Annotated in this window: 13 protein-coding genes; 5 read left to right on the forward strand and 8 right to left on the reverse strand. The window is 55.5% G+C overall.

The window, feature by feature from the left end; translation table 11 throughout:
* Positions 1-273: 273 nt before the first annotated feature.
* From TH468_RS14825 to TH468_RS14855, 7 genes are all read right to left on the reverse strand, one after another.
* Positions 274-1,509 carry a phenylacetate--CoA ligase family protein gene (locus TH468_RS14825; RefSeq protein WP_085645390.1) on the reverse strand — a complete coding sequence of 412 codons (1,236 nt, stop codon included), beginning with the start codon at positions 1,507-1,509 and terminating at the stop codon, positions 274-276.
* Between the two features lie 46 nt (positions 1,510-1,555).
* Positions 1,556-2,377, reverse strand: a complete 822-nt coding sequence (locus TH468_RS14830; protein ID WP_110252530.1) for an ABC transporter ATP-binding protein — start codon at positions 2,375-2,377, stop codon at positions 1,556-1,558.
* Positions 2,378-2,487: 110 nt separating this feature from the next.
* Positions 2,488-3,732: an ABC transporter substrate-binding protein gene (locus TH468_RS14835; protein WP_065701802.1), complete on the reverse strand. Its 1,245-nt coding sequence runs from the start codon at positions 3,730-3,732 to the stop codon at positions 2,488-2,490.
* 106 nt (positions 3,733-3,838) lie between these two features.
* Positions 3,839-4,912, reverse strand: a complete 1,074-nt coding sequence (locus TH468_RS14840) for a branched-chain amino acid ABC transporter permease (protein WP_037987222.1) — start codon at positions 4,910-4,912, stop codon at positions 3,839-3,841.
* Between the two features lie 18 nt (positions 4,913-4,930).
* Entirely contained in the window at positions 4,931-5,824 is an 894-nt protein-coding gene (locus TH468_RS14845) for a branched-chain amino acid ABC transporter permease (protein WP_037987219.1), read from the reverse strand.
* A gap of 68 nt (positions 5,825-5,892) precedes the next feature.
* Positions 5,893-7,842: a long-chain fatty acid--CoA ligase gene (locus TH468_RS14850; RefSeq protein WP_085645392.1), complete on the reverse strand. Its 1,950-nt coding sequence runs from the start codon at positions 7,840-7,842 to the stop codon at positions 5,893-5,895.
* 2 nt (positions 7,843-7,844) lie between these two features.
* The gene (locus TH468_RS14855) at positions 7,845-8,654 is read right to left on the reverse strand and encodes an ABC transporter ATP-binding protein (RefSeq protein WP_085645394.1); all 810 of its coding nucleotides are present in this window, start codon (positions 8,652-8,654) and stop codon (positions 7,845-7,847) included.
* A gap of 804 nt (positions 8,655-9,458) precedes the next feature.
* On the opposite strand from TH468_RS14855, the gene acnA reads away from it, so the two are divergent.
* Both acnA and TH468_RS14865 read left to right on the forward strand, forming a co-directional pair.
* A complete protein-coding gene (acnA, locus tag TH468_RS14860; RefSeq protein ID WP_085645396.1) occupies positions 9,459-12,146 on the forward strand; it encodes an aconitate hydratase AcnA in 2,688 nt (895 codons plus the stop codon).
* A 224-nt stretch (positions 12,147-12,370) separates the two neighbouring features.
* Positions 12,371-14,935 carry an EAL domain-containing protein gene (locus TH468_RS14865; protein ID WP_085645398.1) on the forward strand — a complete coding sequence of 855 codons (2,565 nt, stop codon included), beginning with the start codon at positions 12,371-12,373 and terminating at the stop codon, positions 14,933-14,935.
* A 76-nt stretch (positions 14,936-15,011) separates the two neighbouring features.
* Here the strand turns inward: TH468_RS14865 and TH468_RS14870 are convergent, their stop codons facing one another.
* On the reverse strand, positions 15,012-16,349 hold the full coding sequence (locus tag TH468_RS14870) for a sodium-dependent transporter (protein ID WP_085645400.1): 1,338 nt from the start codon (positions 16,347-16,349) through the stop codon (positions 15,012-15,014).
* 281 nt (positions 16,350-16,630) lie between these two features.
* On the opposite strand from TH468_RS14870, the gene TH468_RS14875 reads away from it, so the two are divergent.
* The 3 genes from TH468_RS14875 (at position 16,631) to ccmB (ending at position 18,939) form a co-directional block, all read left to right on the forward strand.
* Positions 16,631-17,374: a thioredoxin family protein gene (locus tag TH468_RS14875; protein ID WP_085645402.1), complete on the forward strand. Its 744-nt coding sequence runs from the start codon at positions 16,631-16,633 to the stop codon at positions 17,372-17,374.
* A gap of 180 nt (positions 17,375-17,554) precedes the next feature.
* Positions 17,555-18,277: a heme ABC exporter ATP-binding protein CcmA gene (ccmA, locus tag TH468_RS14880; protein ID WP_085645404.1), complete on the forward strand. Its 723-nt coding sequence runs from the start codon at positions 17,555-17,557 to the stop codon at positions 18,275-18,277.
* Positions 18,274-18,939 carry a heme exporter protein CcmB gene (gene ccmB / locus TH468_RS14885; RefSeq protein ID WP_007090223.1) on the forward strand — a complete coding sequence of 222 codons (666 nt, stop codon included), beginning with the start codon at positions 18,274-18,276 and terminating at the stop codon, positions 18,937-18,939. The genes ccmA and ccmB overlap by 4 nt, the downstream gene beginning before the upstream one ends.
* Positions 18,940-18,942: the final 3 nt, after the last annotated feature.

Below are 18,942 nucleotides of genomic sequence, written 5' to 3' on the forward strand. Positions count from 1 at the left end.
ATCTAGATAAAACTCGTATTCGCTTGATCAATATACTCTCCAATCCCATGAGATCAATCTATAGTTGTCAAAAGGGATGTTTTTTATTCAACAAACTTAGTCCATTACCCCTTATTAGAGAGGCAGATCTCAGCCTCATGCAAAAACAAAAAAATGCCGCCCGAACAAAGCCGGACGGCACCAAGTTTCCCGAGCGGGAATGAAACGGGTAGATGCCTTTTCGCAGTATCGGTCCCGTGACGGGACAACTGAAAAAGGGGTTCTGGCAGTTGCTCAGGAATAGTCGCGCTGGTCGTCGATCACCTTGCCATCATTGGGCAGGCTGCCCGGTGTTGCGATTTCGACCCTGCCGCGCAGCTTGCAGATCGAATGCAGGCTATCCATCACCGCATCCGCACTGAACCCGGCGGCATCGGTTTCGCAGGCAAGCGTCATGACATCGACATCGTTTTCACGGGTCACAATCAGGCGTGCCTTGCCGATATCCGCATGGCGTTTGACGACCTCTGCAATCTGGTGGGGATGGACAAACATGCCTTTGACCTTGGTGGTCTGATCGGCACGGCCCATCCAGCCCTTGATGCGCATATTGGTCCGCCCGCACGGGCTTGGCCCCGATGCAATCGCCGAAAGATCACCGGTGGCAAACCGGATCAGCGGATAATCCATATTAAGGCTGGTAACGACAACCTCGCCCACCTCGCCCTCGGCCACCGGGTTGCCGGTGCCAGGACGCACGATTTCAAGGATGATGTCCTCGGCAACGATCATTCCGCTTTTGGCATCGCTTTCATAAGCAATCAGGCCAAGATCGGCACTGGCGTAACATTGCAGCATGGCAACCCCGCGTTCGGCAAACCAGTCACGCAATGACGGCGGCAATGCCTCGCCCGACACAAGCGCACGGGTGATGGATGAAACATCCCCGCCCAGTTCGTCGGCCTTTTCCATCAGGATTTTCAAAAATGACGGTGTTCCGGAATAGCCGGTCGGTTTCAGGTCGGTGATCGCCTTGATCTGGGCCTCGGTCTGGCCAACACCGGCCGGGATCACCGCACAGCCACACGCACGTGCGCCACTGTCAAAAATGAAGCCGCCCGGTGTCAGGTGATAGGACAGGCAGTTATGAATGATATCGCCCGGCCGGAACCCGGCAGCAAAAAATGCGCGCCCCATCCGCCACCAGTCATCACCCTTGCCTTCGGGATCGTAAATCGGCCCCGGACTTTGGAAAATACGGCCAAGGGCCGGAACCGGTGTTGCATTCAACCCGGCAAAGGGCGGGTTTTCCGCCTGCATGGCGATCAGATCGGATTTGCGCGTCACCGGCAATTTTGCCAGTGCCTCGCGACTGTTGATCTTCTGCGGATCAACGCCTTCAAGGATACGGCCAAACCCGGCGGCCTTGCTTTTTGCGTGATGAATAACCCGCGGCAATGCCGCCATCAAACCGGTTTCACGGTCTTTGGGGCTACGGGTTTCACTGGCATCGAAGAAGGTATTAAGCATGATGGCCGGGTCCGTTTTCTGGTCATTGCAAGACGGCAAACACGTGTTAAAGCCAGCGTTTGCGGCGCTTGTATGATTTGATGTTCTTGAAGCTTTTGCGTTCTTCCGAACCACCGCCAAGATAGAATTCCTTGACGTCTTCGTTGTTCAGAAGTTCGTCACGGGTACCATCCAGAACCACCTTGCCGCTTTCCATGATGTAACCGTAATCGGCAACCTTCAGCGCAAAATTGGCATTCTGTTCCACGATCAGCATGGTAATGCCCTGTTCGCGGTTGATCTTTTCGATGATCCCGAACACTTCCTTCACCAGCAAGGGTGACAGACCCATCGACGGTTCATCAAGCAAAATCATTTTCGGGCGGGCCATCAAGGCCCGGCCGATTGCCAGCATCTGCTGCTCACCGCCCGAAAGGTAACCTGCAAGTCCGGTCCGTTCGCGTAGGCGCGGGAAATATTCAAACACCATGTCGATATCGTCCTTAACGCCCTTGTCCTTGCGGGTATAGGCGCCAAGCCGAAGGTTTTCGACACAGGTCATGTCTTCGATGATGCGGCGGCCTTCCATGACCTGAAACAGGCCGGAACGCACGATATCCTCGGGATTGCCATTGGCAATCTGCTGCCCCATGAAATTGATATCGCCGCGGGTCACCTTGCCATCCTCGGTTTTGAGCAAACCGGAAATAGCCTTGAGCGTGGTCGATTTCCCCGCACCGTTCGGGCCCAGAAGGGTCACGATCTTGCCTTGCGGGACTTCAAGCGACACCCCGCGCAGGACAAGGATCACCTCGTCATACACGACTTCGATATTATTGACCGACAGCAACGATTCTGCGGTTTCGGTTTTGCGGGCCGGCTCTGCCATGGTGTCCCCTTCGATCACGTTCTGATTACATCCCCCGGTGCCGGGGCGGGCGCGCTTTTCGCCACCCCGCCCCGAACACCATCGGGAGACATCCGTCTTCTGACTACGACTTAATAGCCAAGCCAGTCGTCACGGCGCGGCAGGGTCACGGTTGCCGCCTTGGTTACGGTCGGCTCACCGCCTTTGGCACTGCCGTTATAGATATTAACGGTGTTGATGCCGCGATGGTCTTCGGCAGTCCAGGTTGCAGGCATGCAAACGCCTTCAAGACCGGCAGGCACCCAATCAGTACGGGCATACATGCCGGCCTTGATGTTTTCGCCGGTGATGCCGCCATTGGCCTTGGCCCATTCCATGGCTTCTTTCATGTAATAGGCCGAGCAAATGCCGCGGATATAGTGATGGGTGCGGAACTGTTCGCCCGAACTATCGGACATTTTCGAAATTTCGCGCACAAGGTCCATGCCCGGTACGCCCTCGTCGGTCCAGAAGCTGGTCATGGCCGGGAAGACATAGTTTTCAACATCACCGATGGTTTTCAGCGTTTCGTAGTCACCCGCCCAGATATTGGCCAGCCATTTCGGGCTTGCACCAACCGTATCGCAGGATTTGACCAGCGAAACGACCGACGGGCCGAGGTTGCCAAGGTAACCATAATTGGTTCCGGCTTCCTTGATCGTCAGGCACTGCGCCTTGAAGTCACCCGGCTTCATCGAAACGACGACCGGCTCGGTCACGTCAAAGCCAAGTTCTGTTGCGTATTCGGCACAGGCTTCTTTCGGTGCATTCGGATAGGGATGGTTATCCCCGATATGCGAGAAGACCGGTTTGCCCGAACCACCCGATGCTTTCCAATCCTCAGCGGCCCACTGAACCAGTGCACGGCAGGCGTCGGAATAGGATGCGCCATAGAAGAAGTTATAAGGTGCCGGTTTCGCGGTTTTCGGGTTTTTGCCGGTCGGGTCGGTCAGATGGCCGGAATAGGACGCGGAATAAACCGGGACCTTGTCCTGGGCCACAAAGCTGATCAGGGCTTCGGTATCGCCCGTGCCCCAGCCCTGCATGGCGACCATGTTATTGCGCGAACGCCATTTTTTGTAGTTCGCAATCGCCTGCGGAACCTTATAGGCGTAATCGACCGATTCTGAATCCAGAACCGTCCCGTCAATGCCACCGTGGGTATTGATATACATAAGCGCGTCACGGACACCATCGGCATAGAATTTGCCAATGAACCCGGTCGCCCCGGTGATGTCCATCAGATGGCCGACAAAAACCATGTCGTCATCTGCTTTGGCTGCCGAAACCGACAAGCCGGTTGCAACAATCGCTGTCGCAGCAATCAGTCTTTTCATCACGACGTCTCCCTTGGACGTTTTTCTAAACAAAGTAGCCTCCCGGCCTTCGCCGATTTTCGTCCCGATCTTTGTTTTTTAAGCGATCGGGTTTCGGCGATATTGATCAGTACGAGAAGGGATAAAGCTTCCAGTACGCCCTGATCTGCTGCCAGCGGTGCGCGAGCCCATCCGGTTCGAAGATCAGGAAAAGGATGATGGCCAGACCGATCGCCATCTCCTTGATATAAGCCAGCCCGTCGGTCACAGCCGTCGAATTGGCCCAGTCGAAAACACTTAAAAGCCCGACACCGTTTTCCATGACTTCGGGCAGAAGAACCATAAAGATGGTCCCCATCAGCGTGCCCTTGACCGAGCCAAGACCGCCAATGATGATCATGCCCAGAAACTGGATCGACAGCAGGATGGTAAAGCCCTCGGCGGAAACGAAGCCAAGGTAATGGCCATACATCGCCCCGCCGATCCCGGCATAGAAGGATGAAATCGCAAAGCTCATCAGACGGTATTTCGTCAGATTGATGCCCATGATTTCCGCCGACAGATAATGATCGCGCACCGCGACAAAGGCGCGCCCGTCACGGGTCCGCATCAGGTTCGTACCCAGCAGATACATGATCACCAGGAAGAACAGGCAGACATAGAAGAAGCTGAAATCATCGAGCACTTCATAGCCAAACACATTGACCGGATTTGCCGCCGCCCCATAAGACCCGCCGGTAAACCAGTCGGCCCGGGCAAAGAAATCTTCCAGAATGAACTGGGCTGCCAATGTCGCAATCGCCAGATAAAGGCCCTTGATCCGGGCCGCAGGCAGACCGAACAAAAGTCCGACAGCCGCCGTCATCAGACCGGCCAGCGGGATCGACAGCAAAACCGGAATGCCGGTCGTGTTGTTGATCCAGGCCGATGCAAAGGCACCAAACCCAAAGAATGCCGCATGACCCAATGAAATCTGCCCGGTGAAGCCGACCAGAATATTCAGACCAAGGGCAGCAATGGCAAAGTACGAAATCTGAATGAACAGGTTGACGTAATAGCCATCCAGAACAAACGGGATCAGCGCGGTTGCGATCACACCCAAAATCGCGGCATTGCGGACAAAGGTGGTATCAAAAATCCGCGTATCCTGTCGGTAGGTGGTGCGAAAATCACCGCAGGGACGCATCGAAAATCCAGCCATAACCTATTACTCCGCCCCTTAGATGCGTTCGATGTCTTTGGTGCCAAACAGACCGTATGGCTTGATGCAAAGAATGATGATCAGCACATAGAACGGTGCGATCGAAAACAGGTTGCCCCAGTGCAGATACTGACCGTCGACAAACTCGGCGGTGTTTTCCAGAAGTCCGATGATCACACCCCCGACAATCGCACCGATGATTGAATCAAGCCCGCCCAGAATAACCGCCGGGAACACCTTGATCCCGATGACCGAAAGCGCGGATGAAACCCCGTTGACCATCCCGATCACGATACCGGCAACCCCCGATACCAGGGCCGAAATCGCCCAGGACATCGCAAACACGGTTTTCACCGAAATACCAAGGCTTTGCGCGACCTGCTGATCAAAGGCCGTGGCCCGCATCGCAAGGCCCAGCTTGGAATATTTGAAGAACCAGTAGAACGCCGCCATGATCACCAGCGAGATCACGAAACTCATGATATAGGCGGTTTCGATCTGCATCCCCATCAGGTTGACCGACCTTGTTTCAAACACCTGCGGATAGGTCGCCGTGGTCGCACCGAATATCCATTTGGTCGCCGCCTGGAAGAAAATCGACAGCCCGATCGTCACCATGATCACCGAAATGATCGGCTCGCCGATCATCGGGCGCAGAACCACCATTTGCAAAATGATGCCAAACGCCATCATGAACAGTAATGTAAAGATAAAGCCCAGCCAGAACGGCATATGCATTTCGACAAGGAATGCGTAACAGACCCACGCCCCGATCAACAGGAACTCGCCCTGTGCGAAGTTCACGATCTGGGTCGATTTGTAGATCAGCACGAAACACATGGCGACGACGCCATACAATGTTCCGACAATCAGCCCGTTAAGCAGAAGCTGGAACAGAAGTTCGAAATTCATGTTGCCATCCCTGTAATGGCGGCCCCGCAACCTTGATGGCGTTTGGGGCGCACTGTTTTATCGCGGCCTTATTCGGCGGCTTTGGGGGCCGTCTCGGCGGCCTTGTCCCCGTCCAGATCGACCACCTTCACACTTGTCTGGATGCGGGTTTTCGACCCGTCCTGGAAGGTGATCATGGTGTCGATATCAACCTTGTCATTACCGGCATAAACCGCATCGATGATGTCGGCGTATTTTTCGGCGACCACACTGCGGCGGACCTTGCGCGTGCGCGTCAGTTCGCCGTCATCGGCATCCAGTTCCTTGTAAAGCAGCAGGAACCGCTTGATGCGCTGGGCTTCCGGCAGGGTTTCATTCACCTGACGGATTTCATCAACGATCATGTCATAGACCTGCGGCTGGGCCGACAGATTGGTATAGTTGGTAAAGGCAATCCCGCGCTGCTCGGCCCATTTGGCCATGATCGAGTACCGGATGCAGATCATGGTCGACAGGAACGGCAATCCCTTGCCAAGGATCACGGCCTCGGCGATGAAGGGCGAGAATTTCAGTTTGTTTTCAATAAACTGCGGCGAATACCGCACGCCTTTTGATGTTTCCGCCAGATCCTTCAGGCGATCAATCACCACAAGATGCTTGTTGTCTTCCTTGAAGTAACCGGCATCGCCCGTATGCATCCAGCCATCCCGGACATCCTCGTCATAGGCGGCCTGATTTTTATAGTAACTGGTAAACATCCCCGATGTGCGCGCAACAATTTCGCCAACACCGTTTTCATCGGTATTGATGATTTTGATTTCCGAATTGTCGAACGCGCGCCCGACCGTGTCGAAATCAATGTCATCGGGCTGATGGATCGTATAGGCACCGCAAAGTTCGGTCTGTCCATAAAGCTGGCGCAACGGCACACCCATGGCATGGAAGAACTTGAAGGTTTCCGGCCCCATCGCCGCCCCGCCGGTCGCCGCCGACCGCAGATTGGAAAAGCCCAACCGGTCCTTTAACGCATTCATCAACAGGATATCGGCGACCCTGGAATGCCCGCCACCATCAAGGGCGGTGCGCGCCAAAGCCATGCCGAAATCATACATTTTCTGTTTGAACAGGGTGGCATCCATCATGCGTGCCCGGACATCGGCGGCAATCGCCTCCCAGACGCGCGGTGCGAGCAGAACGAAGTTCGGTCCGATCTCGCGAAGATCGGCCATCATCGTTTCCTGTTCTTCAACGAAATTGACGATCTGGCGGCTGATCAGCGACTGACCAACGACATAAACCTGTTCCATGATCCATGGCAGCGGCAGAACCGAAACATAATTATCCCCCGGATATTTCGGGTCGGCCCGCAGATAGGCGGCACAATGATCAAGGAAATCCCCGGCATTCAGCATCGCCATTTTCGGCTTGGACGTCGTACCCGATGTCGTGCACAGGATCGCGCATTCATCACCGCGCGTATCGGCCACCATCCCGTCATAGGCACCGGGGTCTTTTGCCTCGATCTCGCGGCCAAGTTCATAAAGCTTTTCGATATCCATCAGGCGCGGATCTTCGTATTTCCGCATCCCGCGCGGATCGCAATAAACAATGTGTTCAACCGTCGGAATCTGATCGGCCAGTTCCAGAAGCTTGTCGCACTGTTCCTCGTCCTCGGCGATCAGAACCCGCGCACCGGAATAGGTGATCAGATAAGCGACTTCTTCATGAAGACTGTCCTGATACAGGCCGACCGACATCGCACGCAGCGCATGGGCGGCGATTTCACCCCATACCCATTCCGGGCGGTTTTCGCCGATAATGCCGATCACATCGCCGGGCGTGATGCCCATATCGCGCAGACCAAGCGCCATGCATTTGACGCGGTCGTTGTAATCTTTCCACGTGAATTCCTGCCAGATGCCGAATTCCTTTTCGCGCATGGCAATTTCGTCGCCCCAGTGGCGCGCGTTATACGCCAGCACCTTCGGGAAGGTATCAAGTGCCTGCACATTTGCGTAATCGGGGGTATTGCTGCTCATGTTCAGGCCACCTGCTCGTCTTCGTCGGTTGCGTCATCGTCTTCGCCGAGATAGGCCTTTTTGACATGCTTGTTGGCCATGACTTCTTCGGGCAGGCCAGCGGCAATCTTGCGACCGAAATCAAGAACCATGACCCGGTTGGAGATATCCATCACCACCCCCATGTCATGTTCGATCATGACAACCGTCATGCCCCATTCTTCATTGAGGTCGATGATAAAACGCGCCATGTCCTCTTTTTCTTCAAGGTTCATGCCCGCCATCGGTTCATCCAGCAAGATCAGATCGGGGCGCAACGCCACCGCTCGCGCCAGTTCGACACGCTTGCGCAAACCATAGGAAAGCGTCCCCGCGGTTGCCTTGCGGATATGGGAAATTTCAAGGAAGTCGATCACATCCTCGCAGAAACGCCGATGTTCAAGCTCTTCCTTCTGCGCGCCGGAAAACCAGTAAAGCGGCCCGGTAAAGCAGTTATTCTTCAGCAGATGGTGCCGCCCGACCATGATGTTATCCAACACCGTCATGTGGCCGAAAAGGGCCAGGTTCTGGAATGTACGCCCGATGCCAAGTTCGGCCCGGTCATTGGGCTTGAGCCCTGTGACATCCTGCCCCTTGAAGGACACTGACCCGGTGGTTGGCTGATACCGACCCGAAATGCAGTTCAGCATCGATGTCTTGCCAGCCCCGTTCGGACCAATGATTGAAAACAGCTCGCCGGGCTGGACGGAAAAGCTGACGTCGCTCAGCGCGCGCACGCCGCCAAATACGAGCGACACGTCGCTGATCTGCAAGATGGGACCCTGTGACGTCATAACGTCGCTTATCCTCCCTGACTTGGGCCGCAGGCATCCTTGTGTCCGGTTGACCGGATCGAAGGCGGATACCCCGTGCCTCTTGTTCAGTTTCCCTGATGATGTGCCGGTTTTTATTTGCACCGGACCTTACGGAAACCGGGCTTGACACATTTAATACGTATTTAAGTACCAATTTCAGCAAATGACGTCAACGTGTTGCACAGCAACGGATTGACACTTTTCACAAATTCGCGCTGCACAATTTTTGCGTTCTGGTCTGATGAATGCATTTCCATCTATAATTCCGTAAGGTCATCGCGGCACAACCCGCAAATGGAAAACCTTGAAATTATTGCAATGCACCATCCATGTGCCTATTCGCATTGCACCACGTGCATTCCGGCAAACCCCGAAATTGCCCCCTTGCGCAATCAGGCGGCAACCCGATTCGTTGCCGTTCGGACAGGTTTCTCCCCTTATTGGACAGGTCGCCTCCTACATTCGAGTCTTTCCAAACTGGGCGATGATCCCGTGGACTCGCAGATGATGTCCGGATGGATTTACGGTGTTTTTCACCGGAATCAGATGACTCCTGATTGCCATTACGCCCTGCCCGTTCACCAATTCATTGTTATCGCAATGATTTCAAGAATGACCCTTTTGCGGGTCTGGACTTTCAGGGGGAATTGTGGTGTAACCCCGTGGCACATACATATGTAGCCGTGACCCGCGTCACGAGATACAGATAGCCCACCGCTCGGCGCTCCGACGGTCGGGGTGTCTTGTCACGACAAGCCCTTTAACCACCTTGAGGAGGGTCTGATGTCCATTTGTGGCAAAGACAACCTGCAAACGCGCCGCACGCTGAAAGTCGGGGATAAATCCTACGACTATTACAGCCTTAAAGTTGCTTCCGAAAAAATCGGCGACGTTTCTAAACTTCCGTTTACGCTGAAGGTCGTTCTGGAAAACCTTCTGCGCTACGAAGACGATTTCACTGTCAAAACCGACGATGTCAAAGCTGTTGTCGATTGGCTCAAATCCCGTTCGAGCTCGCACGAGATCAACTATCGTCCGGCCCGCGTCCTGATGCAGGACTTCACCGGCGTTCCTGCCGTTGTTGACCTTGCCGCGATGCGCGATGCCGTCGTCAAAATGGGTGGCGACGCCCAGAAGGTGAACCCGCTTTCACCTGTTGACCTCGTCATTGACCACTCGGTCATGATCGACTTCTTTGGCACCGACGACGCACTCGACAAAAACATGGAAGTCGAGTTCGAACGTAACGGCGAACGCTACGAGTTCCTGCGCTGGGGCCAGAATGCGTTCAACAATTTCCGCATCGTTCCGCCGGGGGCAGGCATCTGCCACCAGGTGAACGTCGAACATCTCGCCAAGGTCGTCTGGACTGGCAAGGATGATAACGGCAAAACCGTTGCCTACCCGGATACGCTGGTTGGTACCGATTCCCACACCACCATGGTCAACGGCCTTGCCGTTCTGGGCTGGGGTGTTGGCGGTCTCGAAGCCGAAGCAGCCATGCTCGGCCAGCCGATCTCTATGCTGATCCCCGAAGTCGTCGGTTTCAAACTGACCGGCTCGATGAAAGAAGGCATCACCGCAACCGACCTCGTGCTGCGCGTCGTTCAGATGCTCCGCGAGAAGGGCGTTGTTGGCAAGTTCGTCGAATTCTATGGCGACGCACTTGACCATATGAGCCTGCCGGATCGTGCGACCATCGGTAACATGGCACCGGAATATGGTGCGACCTGTGGCTTCTTCCCGATTGACGATGAAACGCTGAACTATATGCGTAACACTGGTCGTTCCGAAGAACAGATCGCACTGGTCGAAGCATATGCCAAAGAACAGGGCATGTGGCGCGACCCGAGCTTCGAAGCCGAATATACCTCGACCCTTGAACTCGACATCTCGACCGTTGAACCGGCACTGTCCGGTCCGAAACGTCCGCAGGACCGCGTTCTGCTGAAAGATGCCGTTTCAAGCTTCACCAAAACCTTTGCCGACATGGCACCGGGTGTTGATGCGGATCGTTCTGTTCCGGTTTCGAACGAAAACTTCGCAATGAAAGACGGTAACGTCGTTATTGCCGCCATCACGTCCTGCACCAACACCTCAAACCCGAGCGTGCTGATCGCAGCCGGCCTGCTGGCGAAAAAAGCGGTTGAACTGGGCCTTAAAAGCAAACCGTGGGTAAAAACCTCGCTTGCACCGGGCTCGCTGGTTGTTGCCGACTATCTCGAAAAAGCCGGTCTTCAGACCTATCTCGACAAGCTTGGCTTTAACGTTGCCGGTTTCGGTTGCACCACCTGTATCGGGAACTCCGGTCCGCTGGCCGACCCGATCATCGAGGCAATTGACGGCAACGACATGCTCGTGACCGCCGTTCTGTCGGGCAACCGTAACTTCGAAGGTCGTATCAGCCCGCAGGTCAAGGCAAACTATCTTGCCTCCCCGCCGCTGGTTGTTGCCTATGCCCTTGCCGGTAACCTGAAGGTCGATCTGAACAAAGACCCGATCGGCACCGACAAAGATGGCAAAGACGTCTTCATGAAAGACATCTGGCCGACCAACAAGGAAATCGCGGACACCATCGCGTCCTCGATCTCGGCTTCGATGTACAAAGATCGTTATGACAACATCTTTGCCGGCCCGAAACCGTGGCAGGAAATCGAAGTCACCGAAGGCGAAACCTTCGAATGGGATGGCAAATCGACCTACGTCCAGAACCCGCCCTACTTCGTCAATATGGCGAAAGAACCGGGTGCGTTCTCGGAAGTTCATGGTGCACGTCCGCTCCTGATCCTTGCTGACTCCGTGACCACCGACCATATTTCCCCGGCCGGTTCGATCAAGGAAGAAAGCCCGGCAGGTGAATACCTCAAGGCGCACGGCGTTGCGGTTCGCGACTTCAACTCCTATGGCGCACGCCGCGGGAACCACGAAGTCATGATGCGCGGCACCTTTGCCAACATCCGTATCCGCAACGAAATGGCACCGGGCACCGAAGGCGGTGTTTCGGTTCATTACCCGTCTGGCGAACAGGGCTGGGTCTATGATGTTGCCATGCGTTACCAGTCTGAGGGCACCCCGCTGGTTGTCATCGCGGGTAAGGAATACGGCACCGGTTCGTCCCGTGACTGGGCAGCCAAAGGCACCAACCTGCTTGGCGTCAAAGCTGTTCTGGCCGAAAGCTTCGAACGTATCCACCGCACCAACCTGGTCTGCATGGGCGTCCTGCCGTTGCAGTTCAAGAATGGTGAAGGTCGTGCGACTTACAAGCTTGACGGCACCGAAGTCTTCGACGTTCTGGGTATCGGCAACGGTATCAACCCGATGCAGGACGTTACGGTTCGTATCACGCGCAAGGATGGCTCCACCGAAGAGGTCATCGCCACCTGCCGTATCGATACCGAAAACGAAGTCCTCTACTACCAGAACGGCGGCATTCTGCAGTTCGTTCTGCGTAACATGATGAAAGCTGCCTGATTTCGCCTGAAATCAGAAGCTTGCTGAATGCGAAACACCCCCGTCTGTCAAGGACGGGGGTGTTTTTGCAGAAACCCGCACCTTTAAATTGCGCCAAATCCAAACCACATCTATCCATTGATTTATAACAAGTCAGCCGTCCCGACGATTTGATAGGGATGAGGCTAGAGCAATAATGCCCGCAAACCGGGTGCCAGACAGGATTTGGACATCAACAGGTTATCATGACGCGCCCCAGTTTTTCGGATGGCAAGACCACCCACCTGACCGTAGGTACGATTTCCCCCGGCATCGTGTTGCGTTGCGGGCCGGAAACCGCGATTGGTCAGGCCATCGACATGATGCGCGAAGCCAATTGCAGCTCCATCATCGTGACACAGGATCACCTGCCGATCGGAATCTGGACGGAAAAGGATTGCCTTTCCCTGCCCGCCGACTGCGAAGCCACCCTGAACGAGCCGATATCGAAATGGATGTCGGCCCCGGTTCACAGCATATCGGTCCATGCCACGCCCGAAGCCGCCATCATCCGTATGCGCGAACGCCATGTCCGTCATCTGGTCAGCGTGGACGCGGAAAACCGCCTTGCCGGGATCATCAGCCAGTCTGACCTGATCCGCCAACAGGGCAGTTGGCGCAAACTGGGCGATGGGGATGTCGGGGCCGCCATCCGCCGCACGACAATCTTTGTCGATGGCGATATCCCGATGTCGGAACTGCGCGCGCGCATGCATGATGCCAAATGCGATTGTGCGATTGTCTATGATCCGTCGGTCGCGACCGACCCGGTTTCGATGCTTGAGCACACCGGGATCATTACCGAACGCGATATCCTGCGCAATCTGGCCAATGGCGATCACGCAACACCGGCCATCGAAATTGCCAGCCGCCCGCTGCGTGTCATTTCCTCCAAGTCCAGCCTGAACAACGCCCGCGACACGATGCTGGCCCAACATATCCGCCATCTTGCGGTCATTGATGAAACCGGCAATGTCATCGGTGTTCTGTCATTCGCCGATCTGCTGGAATTCATCGAACAGGATTACTTCGCCCATCTCAGGTCCGTGATGGAAGGCCGCGACGTCGAACTGACCAAGGCGCGCCGGTCGCTGTTTCTGGCAGACAAGATCATTGAAACATCACCTGACGGGATCATGGTCTGTGCCGCCGATGGCACGATCGAACTGGTCAATCCGGCCTTCACCCGGGTCACGGGTTACAACGCATCGGACGTGATCGGCAAAAACCCCAATATCCTGCAATCGGGTCGTCAGTCTCCCGAATTTTACACCTCGATGTGGCGCGATATCCAACAGCACGGCAAATGGGAAGGCGAAATCTGGAACCGCCGCAAATCCGGCGAAATTTATCCCGAATGGCTGTCAATCATCGCGATCCGTGATGCCGATGGCCAGATCAGCCAGTATGCCTCGATCTTTACCGACATCAGCGAACGCAAGAAAAACCGCGAAGACATTCTGCGGCTTGCCCATATTGACGAACTGACCGGCTATCCCAATCGCCGCCGGTTCCTTGAACTGCTTGCACATGGCATCGGCGAGTCCCGCCGCAAGGGAACCCGCCTGACGATCCTGCTGCTCGATATCGATAATTTCCAGCGGGTGAACAATACACTGGGACACAGTGACGGTGACGACGTTCTGGTCGAAGTTGCGCGTCGCCTGCATCGCCGTCTGGATCAGGGGGGTGTTCTGGCGCGCGTTGGTGCGGATGAATATGCCATTCTGCTTTCGGGGGGGACTTCCGCCGATGATGATGCCGCACTGGCCGATGATCTTTTAAAAGCGTTAAACCAACCGCACCTGACCAGCAAGGGACAGGAAATCTATATTTCGGCCAGCATCGGCATCGCATCCTTCCCGCACGACGCCAACGATACCGCCAATCTTTTGCGCAATGCCGAAATTGCGATGATGCATTCCAAGGAACAGGGCCGAAACCGCTTCAGCCGCTATAACCGCGCCAGTCATTCACGCAGCGACGCCGACCTTGCCCTTGAAAGTGCCCTGCGTCAGGCGCTGGATCGCGATGAATTTCATCTGGTCTATCAACCACAATTCGAAGCCCGCACCGGCAACCTGCACGGGGTCGAAGCCCTTTTGCGCTGGAACCATCCGCAACGGGGGGCGATACCCCCATCGGTCTTTGTTCCGGTAGCCGAGGAAATGGGCGTGATCGGCGAACTGGGGCGCTGGGTATTGCGTCACGCCTGCCGTCAGTCGGTCGCATGGCGTGAAAAGGGCCTGCACAACGTCACGATGGCGGTGAATGTCTCGGTCCAGCAATTCTATGGCACCATCGATCTTGCCGAACAGATCAGAACCATTCTGGTCGAAAAGGGCATGGCGGCAGACCGGCTGGAGATCGAAATCACCGAAAGCCTGTTCATGCAGAATATCGAAGAAATGCGCGCCAACATGCAGCGCATTCGCGATCTGGGTGTCAAAATCGCACTTGATGATTTTGGCACCGGCTTTTCCAGTCTCAGCTACCTGCGCAAGCTGCCGTTTGACACGATCAAGATGGACCGCAGTTTTGTCGACGACATCAATCAGGGACGCGAAGGCAGTGCTCTTGCGATCACCATCCTGAACATGGCGCAGAACCTGCACAAAAAATGCGTCGCGGAAGGTGTCGAAACCAACGCGCAGCTCAAACTGCTGCGCGATGCCGGATGCGATTACATACAGGGATACCTTCTGGGCAAACCAATGTGCGCTGATGAAATCCTCACCCTGTCTCAGCAAAGACCGGCCGAAGCCTCCTGATCCGGTTTGATCCCCAGCAAAAAGGGCGGGGGAAATTCCCCGCCCTTCGCATGTCGTCTGCTGTGAGAAAAGCGGCCTAAAGCACGCCAAGTCCCTTCAGCAGAATGAAGGCAATCGCAAGCGGTGCGATGAACTTCACGATAATGCCCCAGCCATTGATCCAGAACGGCACCACGCCATTATGGGCAGCAATATCTTCCTTGGCCTTGCCCCAGACAACCCAGCCGACAAACAGCGAGATGAACAGGCCACCAATCGGCAGCAGCAATTTCGAGCTGACATAATCCATCAGATCAAAGAAGCCGAGGCCAAAGATCTTGAACTCGCCCATGAGCCCCATCGACAGCGAGGACGGAATCCCCAGCAGGAAGATGATCAAACCCACCGTGATCGATGCCCATTTGCGGCTGATGCCACGGTCATCAACGAAATAGGCGACAACCACCTCAAGGATCGAAACCGCCGATGTCAGTGCCGCAATGCCCAGCAACAGGAAGAACATGAACGCAAAGACCGATCCCATCGGCATATGCGCAAACACCGCCGGCAGGGTAATAAAGGTCAGGCCCGGACCGGCACTCGGATCAAAGCCAAATGCAAACACGGCCGGCAGGATCAGAAGACCGGCCATGACCGCAACTGCCGTATCAAGCAGCGTCACCCAACCAGCCGAACTTGCGATATTTTCCTTTTTGCTCAGATACGAACCATAGGTAATCATCGCCCCCATCCCAAGCGAGAGCGAGAAGAACGCCTGCGAAAGCGCTTCCGATACCGTTGCCCATGTCACTTTGGAAAAGTCCGGCGACAGCAGGAAGGCAATGCCTTCACCCGCACCGGGCAGGGTCACGGAACGCACGATAAGCACCAGCAACAACGCAAACAGGGCCGGCATCAAAATCTTTGACGCACGTTCAATACCCGAACCAACACCCGCCAGAACAACAAAGACCGTCAACGCCATGAAAATCGCATGATAGATCAGTGGCGAAACCGGATCGGCAATGAACCCGCCAAAGATGCTGCCCAATGCGGCCGGATCTTCAATCGCCAGCGCCCCGGTGATCGATTTGACCATGTAGGAAATCGTCCAGCCGGCAACAACGCTGTAAAATGACAGGATGATAAAGGCAGCCGCAACACCACAAAGCCCCACCAGCGGCCATGCACCGCCCTTGAGCTTTGCAAACGCGCCAATGGCGTTCTTTGCCGTCATCCGGCCAATGACCATTTCAGCCAGCATGACCGACAGGCCAATGGTAAAGACCAGCGCCAGATAAATCAGCAAGAAGGCGCCACCGCCATTCTCGCCCGCCATATAGGGAAACTTCCAGATGTTGCCCAGCCCCACGGCCGACCCGGCAGCCGCCAGGATAAAGCCGAGGCGTGAACCCCAATGCTCTCGTTTAATCATTGCCTGCAAACCTTTCTTGGACCGGCATCCACGGAAAATCGCTCCCGCCGCAGTGCCTGTTCCTCATTTTTCTGTATAAACGCAAAGGTGATTTCACCTCACGCATTCCGTGAAGACCTGTTGCCCCCTTTCGGAATTGACCGGAGCTAATAACACCAATCTTCCGAAATCTCCTGTCTAAATTCCCGGATTTCACGCAAAAATCGGTCGTTTCGGCGCAAACGGACCTTTCAACGCCTTGTGATTGGTGGTTGATACGCATTTTGGGGCATCATCAGGTCATGAAACAGCTTCGCCCCCTTATCATCATGCTTGCAACCGCGTTTTTGGGTAGTTTTTCGACCGCATATGCAGCCGAATCCACTTCACCCCGCGCCGTGATCGAGCTTTACACATCCGAAGGATGCAATTCCTGCCCCCCGGCGGATCGCGTCCTCTACGAATTAAATCAGGAACGTAGCGACCTTCTTGCCCTGTCGTTTCATGTCGATTACTGGAACTATCTGGGCTGGGAAGATCCGTTTTCCAGTGCGGCCAATACCGAACGGCAACGCGACTATGCTGGTCGCATGCGTGAACGCTATGTCTACACCCCGCAGGTCGTGATCAATGGCGATCAGGTCGTGCGCGCCACCGACAAAGGCCGAATCGTCACCACCAGCAATGAAACGACCCCGCTTCGGGAATGGGCGGAACTGGCCCTGCAATCGGATAACCGTGCCACGCCCGCCAATGGCAAATTGAAACTTGGCATGGTCAATACCCCACCTGCCGGGCAGTCCTATCAGCTTTGGCTGATCGGGTTTGATCGCGAACAGGCACGCGATGTGCGGTCTGGCGAAAATGCCGGGCGGCGTCTGGTTCATGCCAATGTCGTGCGCGAAATGATCGATCTTGGGCAGTGGGACGGGCAGCAGCGCGAACTTGATTTCGCCCTCAACCAGCCTTGCGACGGTGGTGTCGCGGTCCTTGTTCAGGAAGGCCGCGGCGGGCCGGTTCGAAGTGCCTCGGTCATCCGCTTCTGATCTGCTATCGCTTTGCCCGCGCCGCAGCCGATTTTTGATCGCTGCGGCGTTTCGTGTCTTTTTGGATTGATTTGAAACAATGTCATCACATCCAATGTCGGATAAAGCATGATTAATAACGTCGGACGCGTTATAGAAAAACGCATATCCGGCATGAATTCCGACAGTCAAACGAGTTAGATGACAGTTTTTACCGGTTCTGATCTGACCTGTCTGCGTGGCGAACGTCTGGTTTTTGGCGATCTTTCCTTTAGCGCCAATACCGGCGATGCCGTGATGCTGCGCGGTCGCAATGGTGCAGGAAAATCAAGCCTTTTGCGCCTGATGGCGGGCCTAATGGCCCCGCGCCACGGCACGATCCGCTGGCAGGGTGACGATATCGCCAATGATAAAATCGCCCATCGCGCGCGCCTGCATTACCTTGGTCATCAGGACGCGATCAAACCGGTCCTGACCGTTCGCGATAATCTGCGCCTGTGGGCCGAACTGCGCGGCATTTCCGATATCGATGCCGAAATCGATCAGGCGCTTCGCGCCTTTGATATTCATCACCTTGGCAAGACCGCCGGGCGATATCTTTCAAGTGGTCAAAAACGCCGCACCGCCCTTGCCCGTATCCTGTTGGGCCAAAGCGACCTTTGGCTGCTCGATGAACCGACCGTCGGTCTGGATCGCGAAAGCTGTGCCGAACTGGCGCGTCTGATCGCCGAATTCCGGGCCAAAGGCGGCATCGTGATTTATTCCACTCATGTCGATCTGGATATCGCGGCACCGATCATCCTTGATCTTGATCCGTTTGCCATCCCGATGATGGAATGGCTGATCGAACATGATGATGAAGATGCCAACCAACATCTCTCACTCGACATGGATCAAGGCAGAACGACGGAGGCCGCGATATGAATGCCTTTGTCGCCATCCTGCGTCGTGATTTGCGATTGGCCCTGCGTCAGGGCGCGGATTCCGTGATGGTGGTTGCCTTCTTTATCGTAACCACCACCCTGTTTCCGTTCGGTGTCGGCCCCGAAGCCAATATTCTGGCGCGCATTGCATCGGGTGTGATCTGGGTCTCGGCCCTGCTGGCGGCCATGCTGTCGCTCGAACGTGTCTTTCAGACCGATTACGAGGATGGCACGCTGGAATTGCTGACCCTGTCGCCTGCACCGCTGGAATTGCTGGTTCTGGGCAAGGTGTGCGCACATTGGCTGACGACCGGCCTGCCGCTGATTATTGCGGCACCCGTGATGGCCGTGATGCTCAATATGGATCAGGATGGCTTTGGCACCCTGATGATCGCCATGCTGATCGGCACACCGGCACTCAGTCTGATCGGGGCGATTGGTGCGGCACTGATTTTGGGGGCACGGCGCGGCGGTGTTCTGGTGTCATTGCTGGTCCTGCCACTATATATACCGGTACTGATTTTCGGTGCCGGTGCGGTCGAGGCCGCATTGCTTGGCATTTCCGCCCAGGCACAGTTACAGATCATGGGGGCGATCCTGTTACTGTCTTTGGCTGCCGCCCCGTTTGCCACGGCCCACGCCATCCGGCAGGCCGTGGAATAATTT

Origin of the sequence: Thalassospira sp. MCCC 1A03138 (assembly GCF_002115785.1) — a bacterium.
Classification (GTDB): Bacteria; Pseudomonadota; Alphaproteobacteria; order Rhodospirillales; family Thalassospiraceae; genus Thalassospira.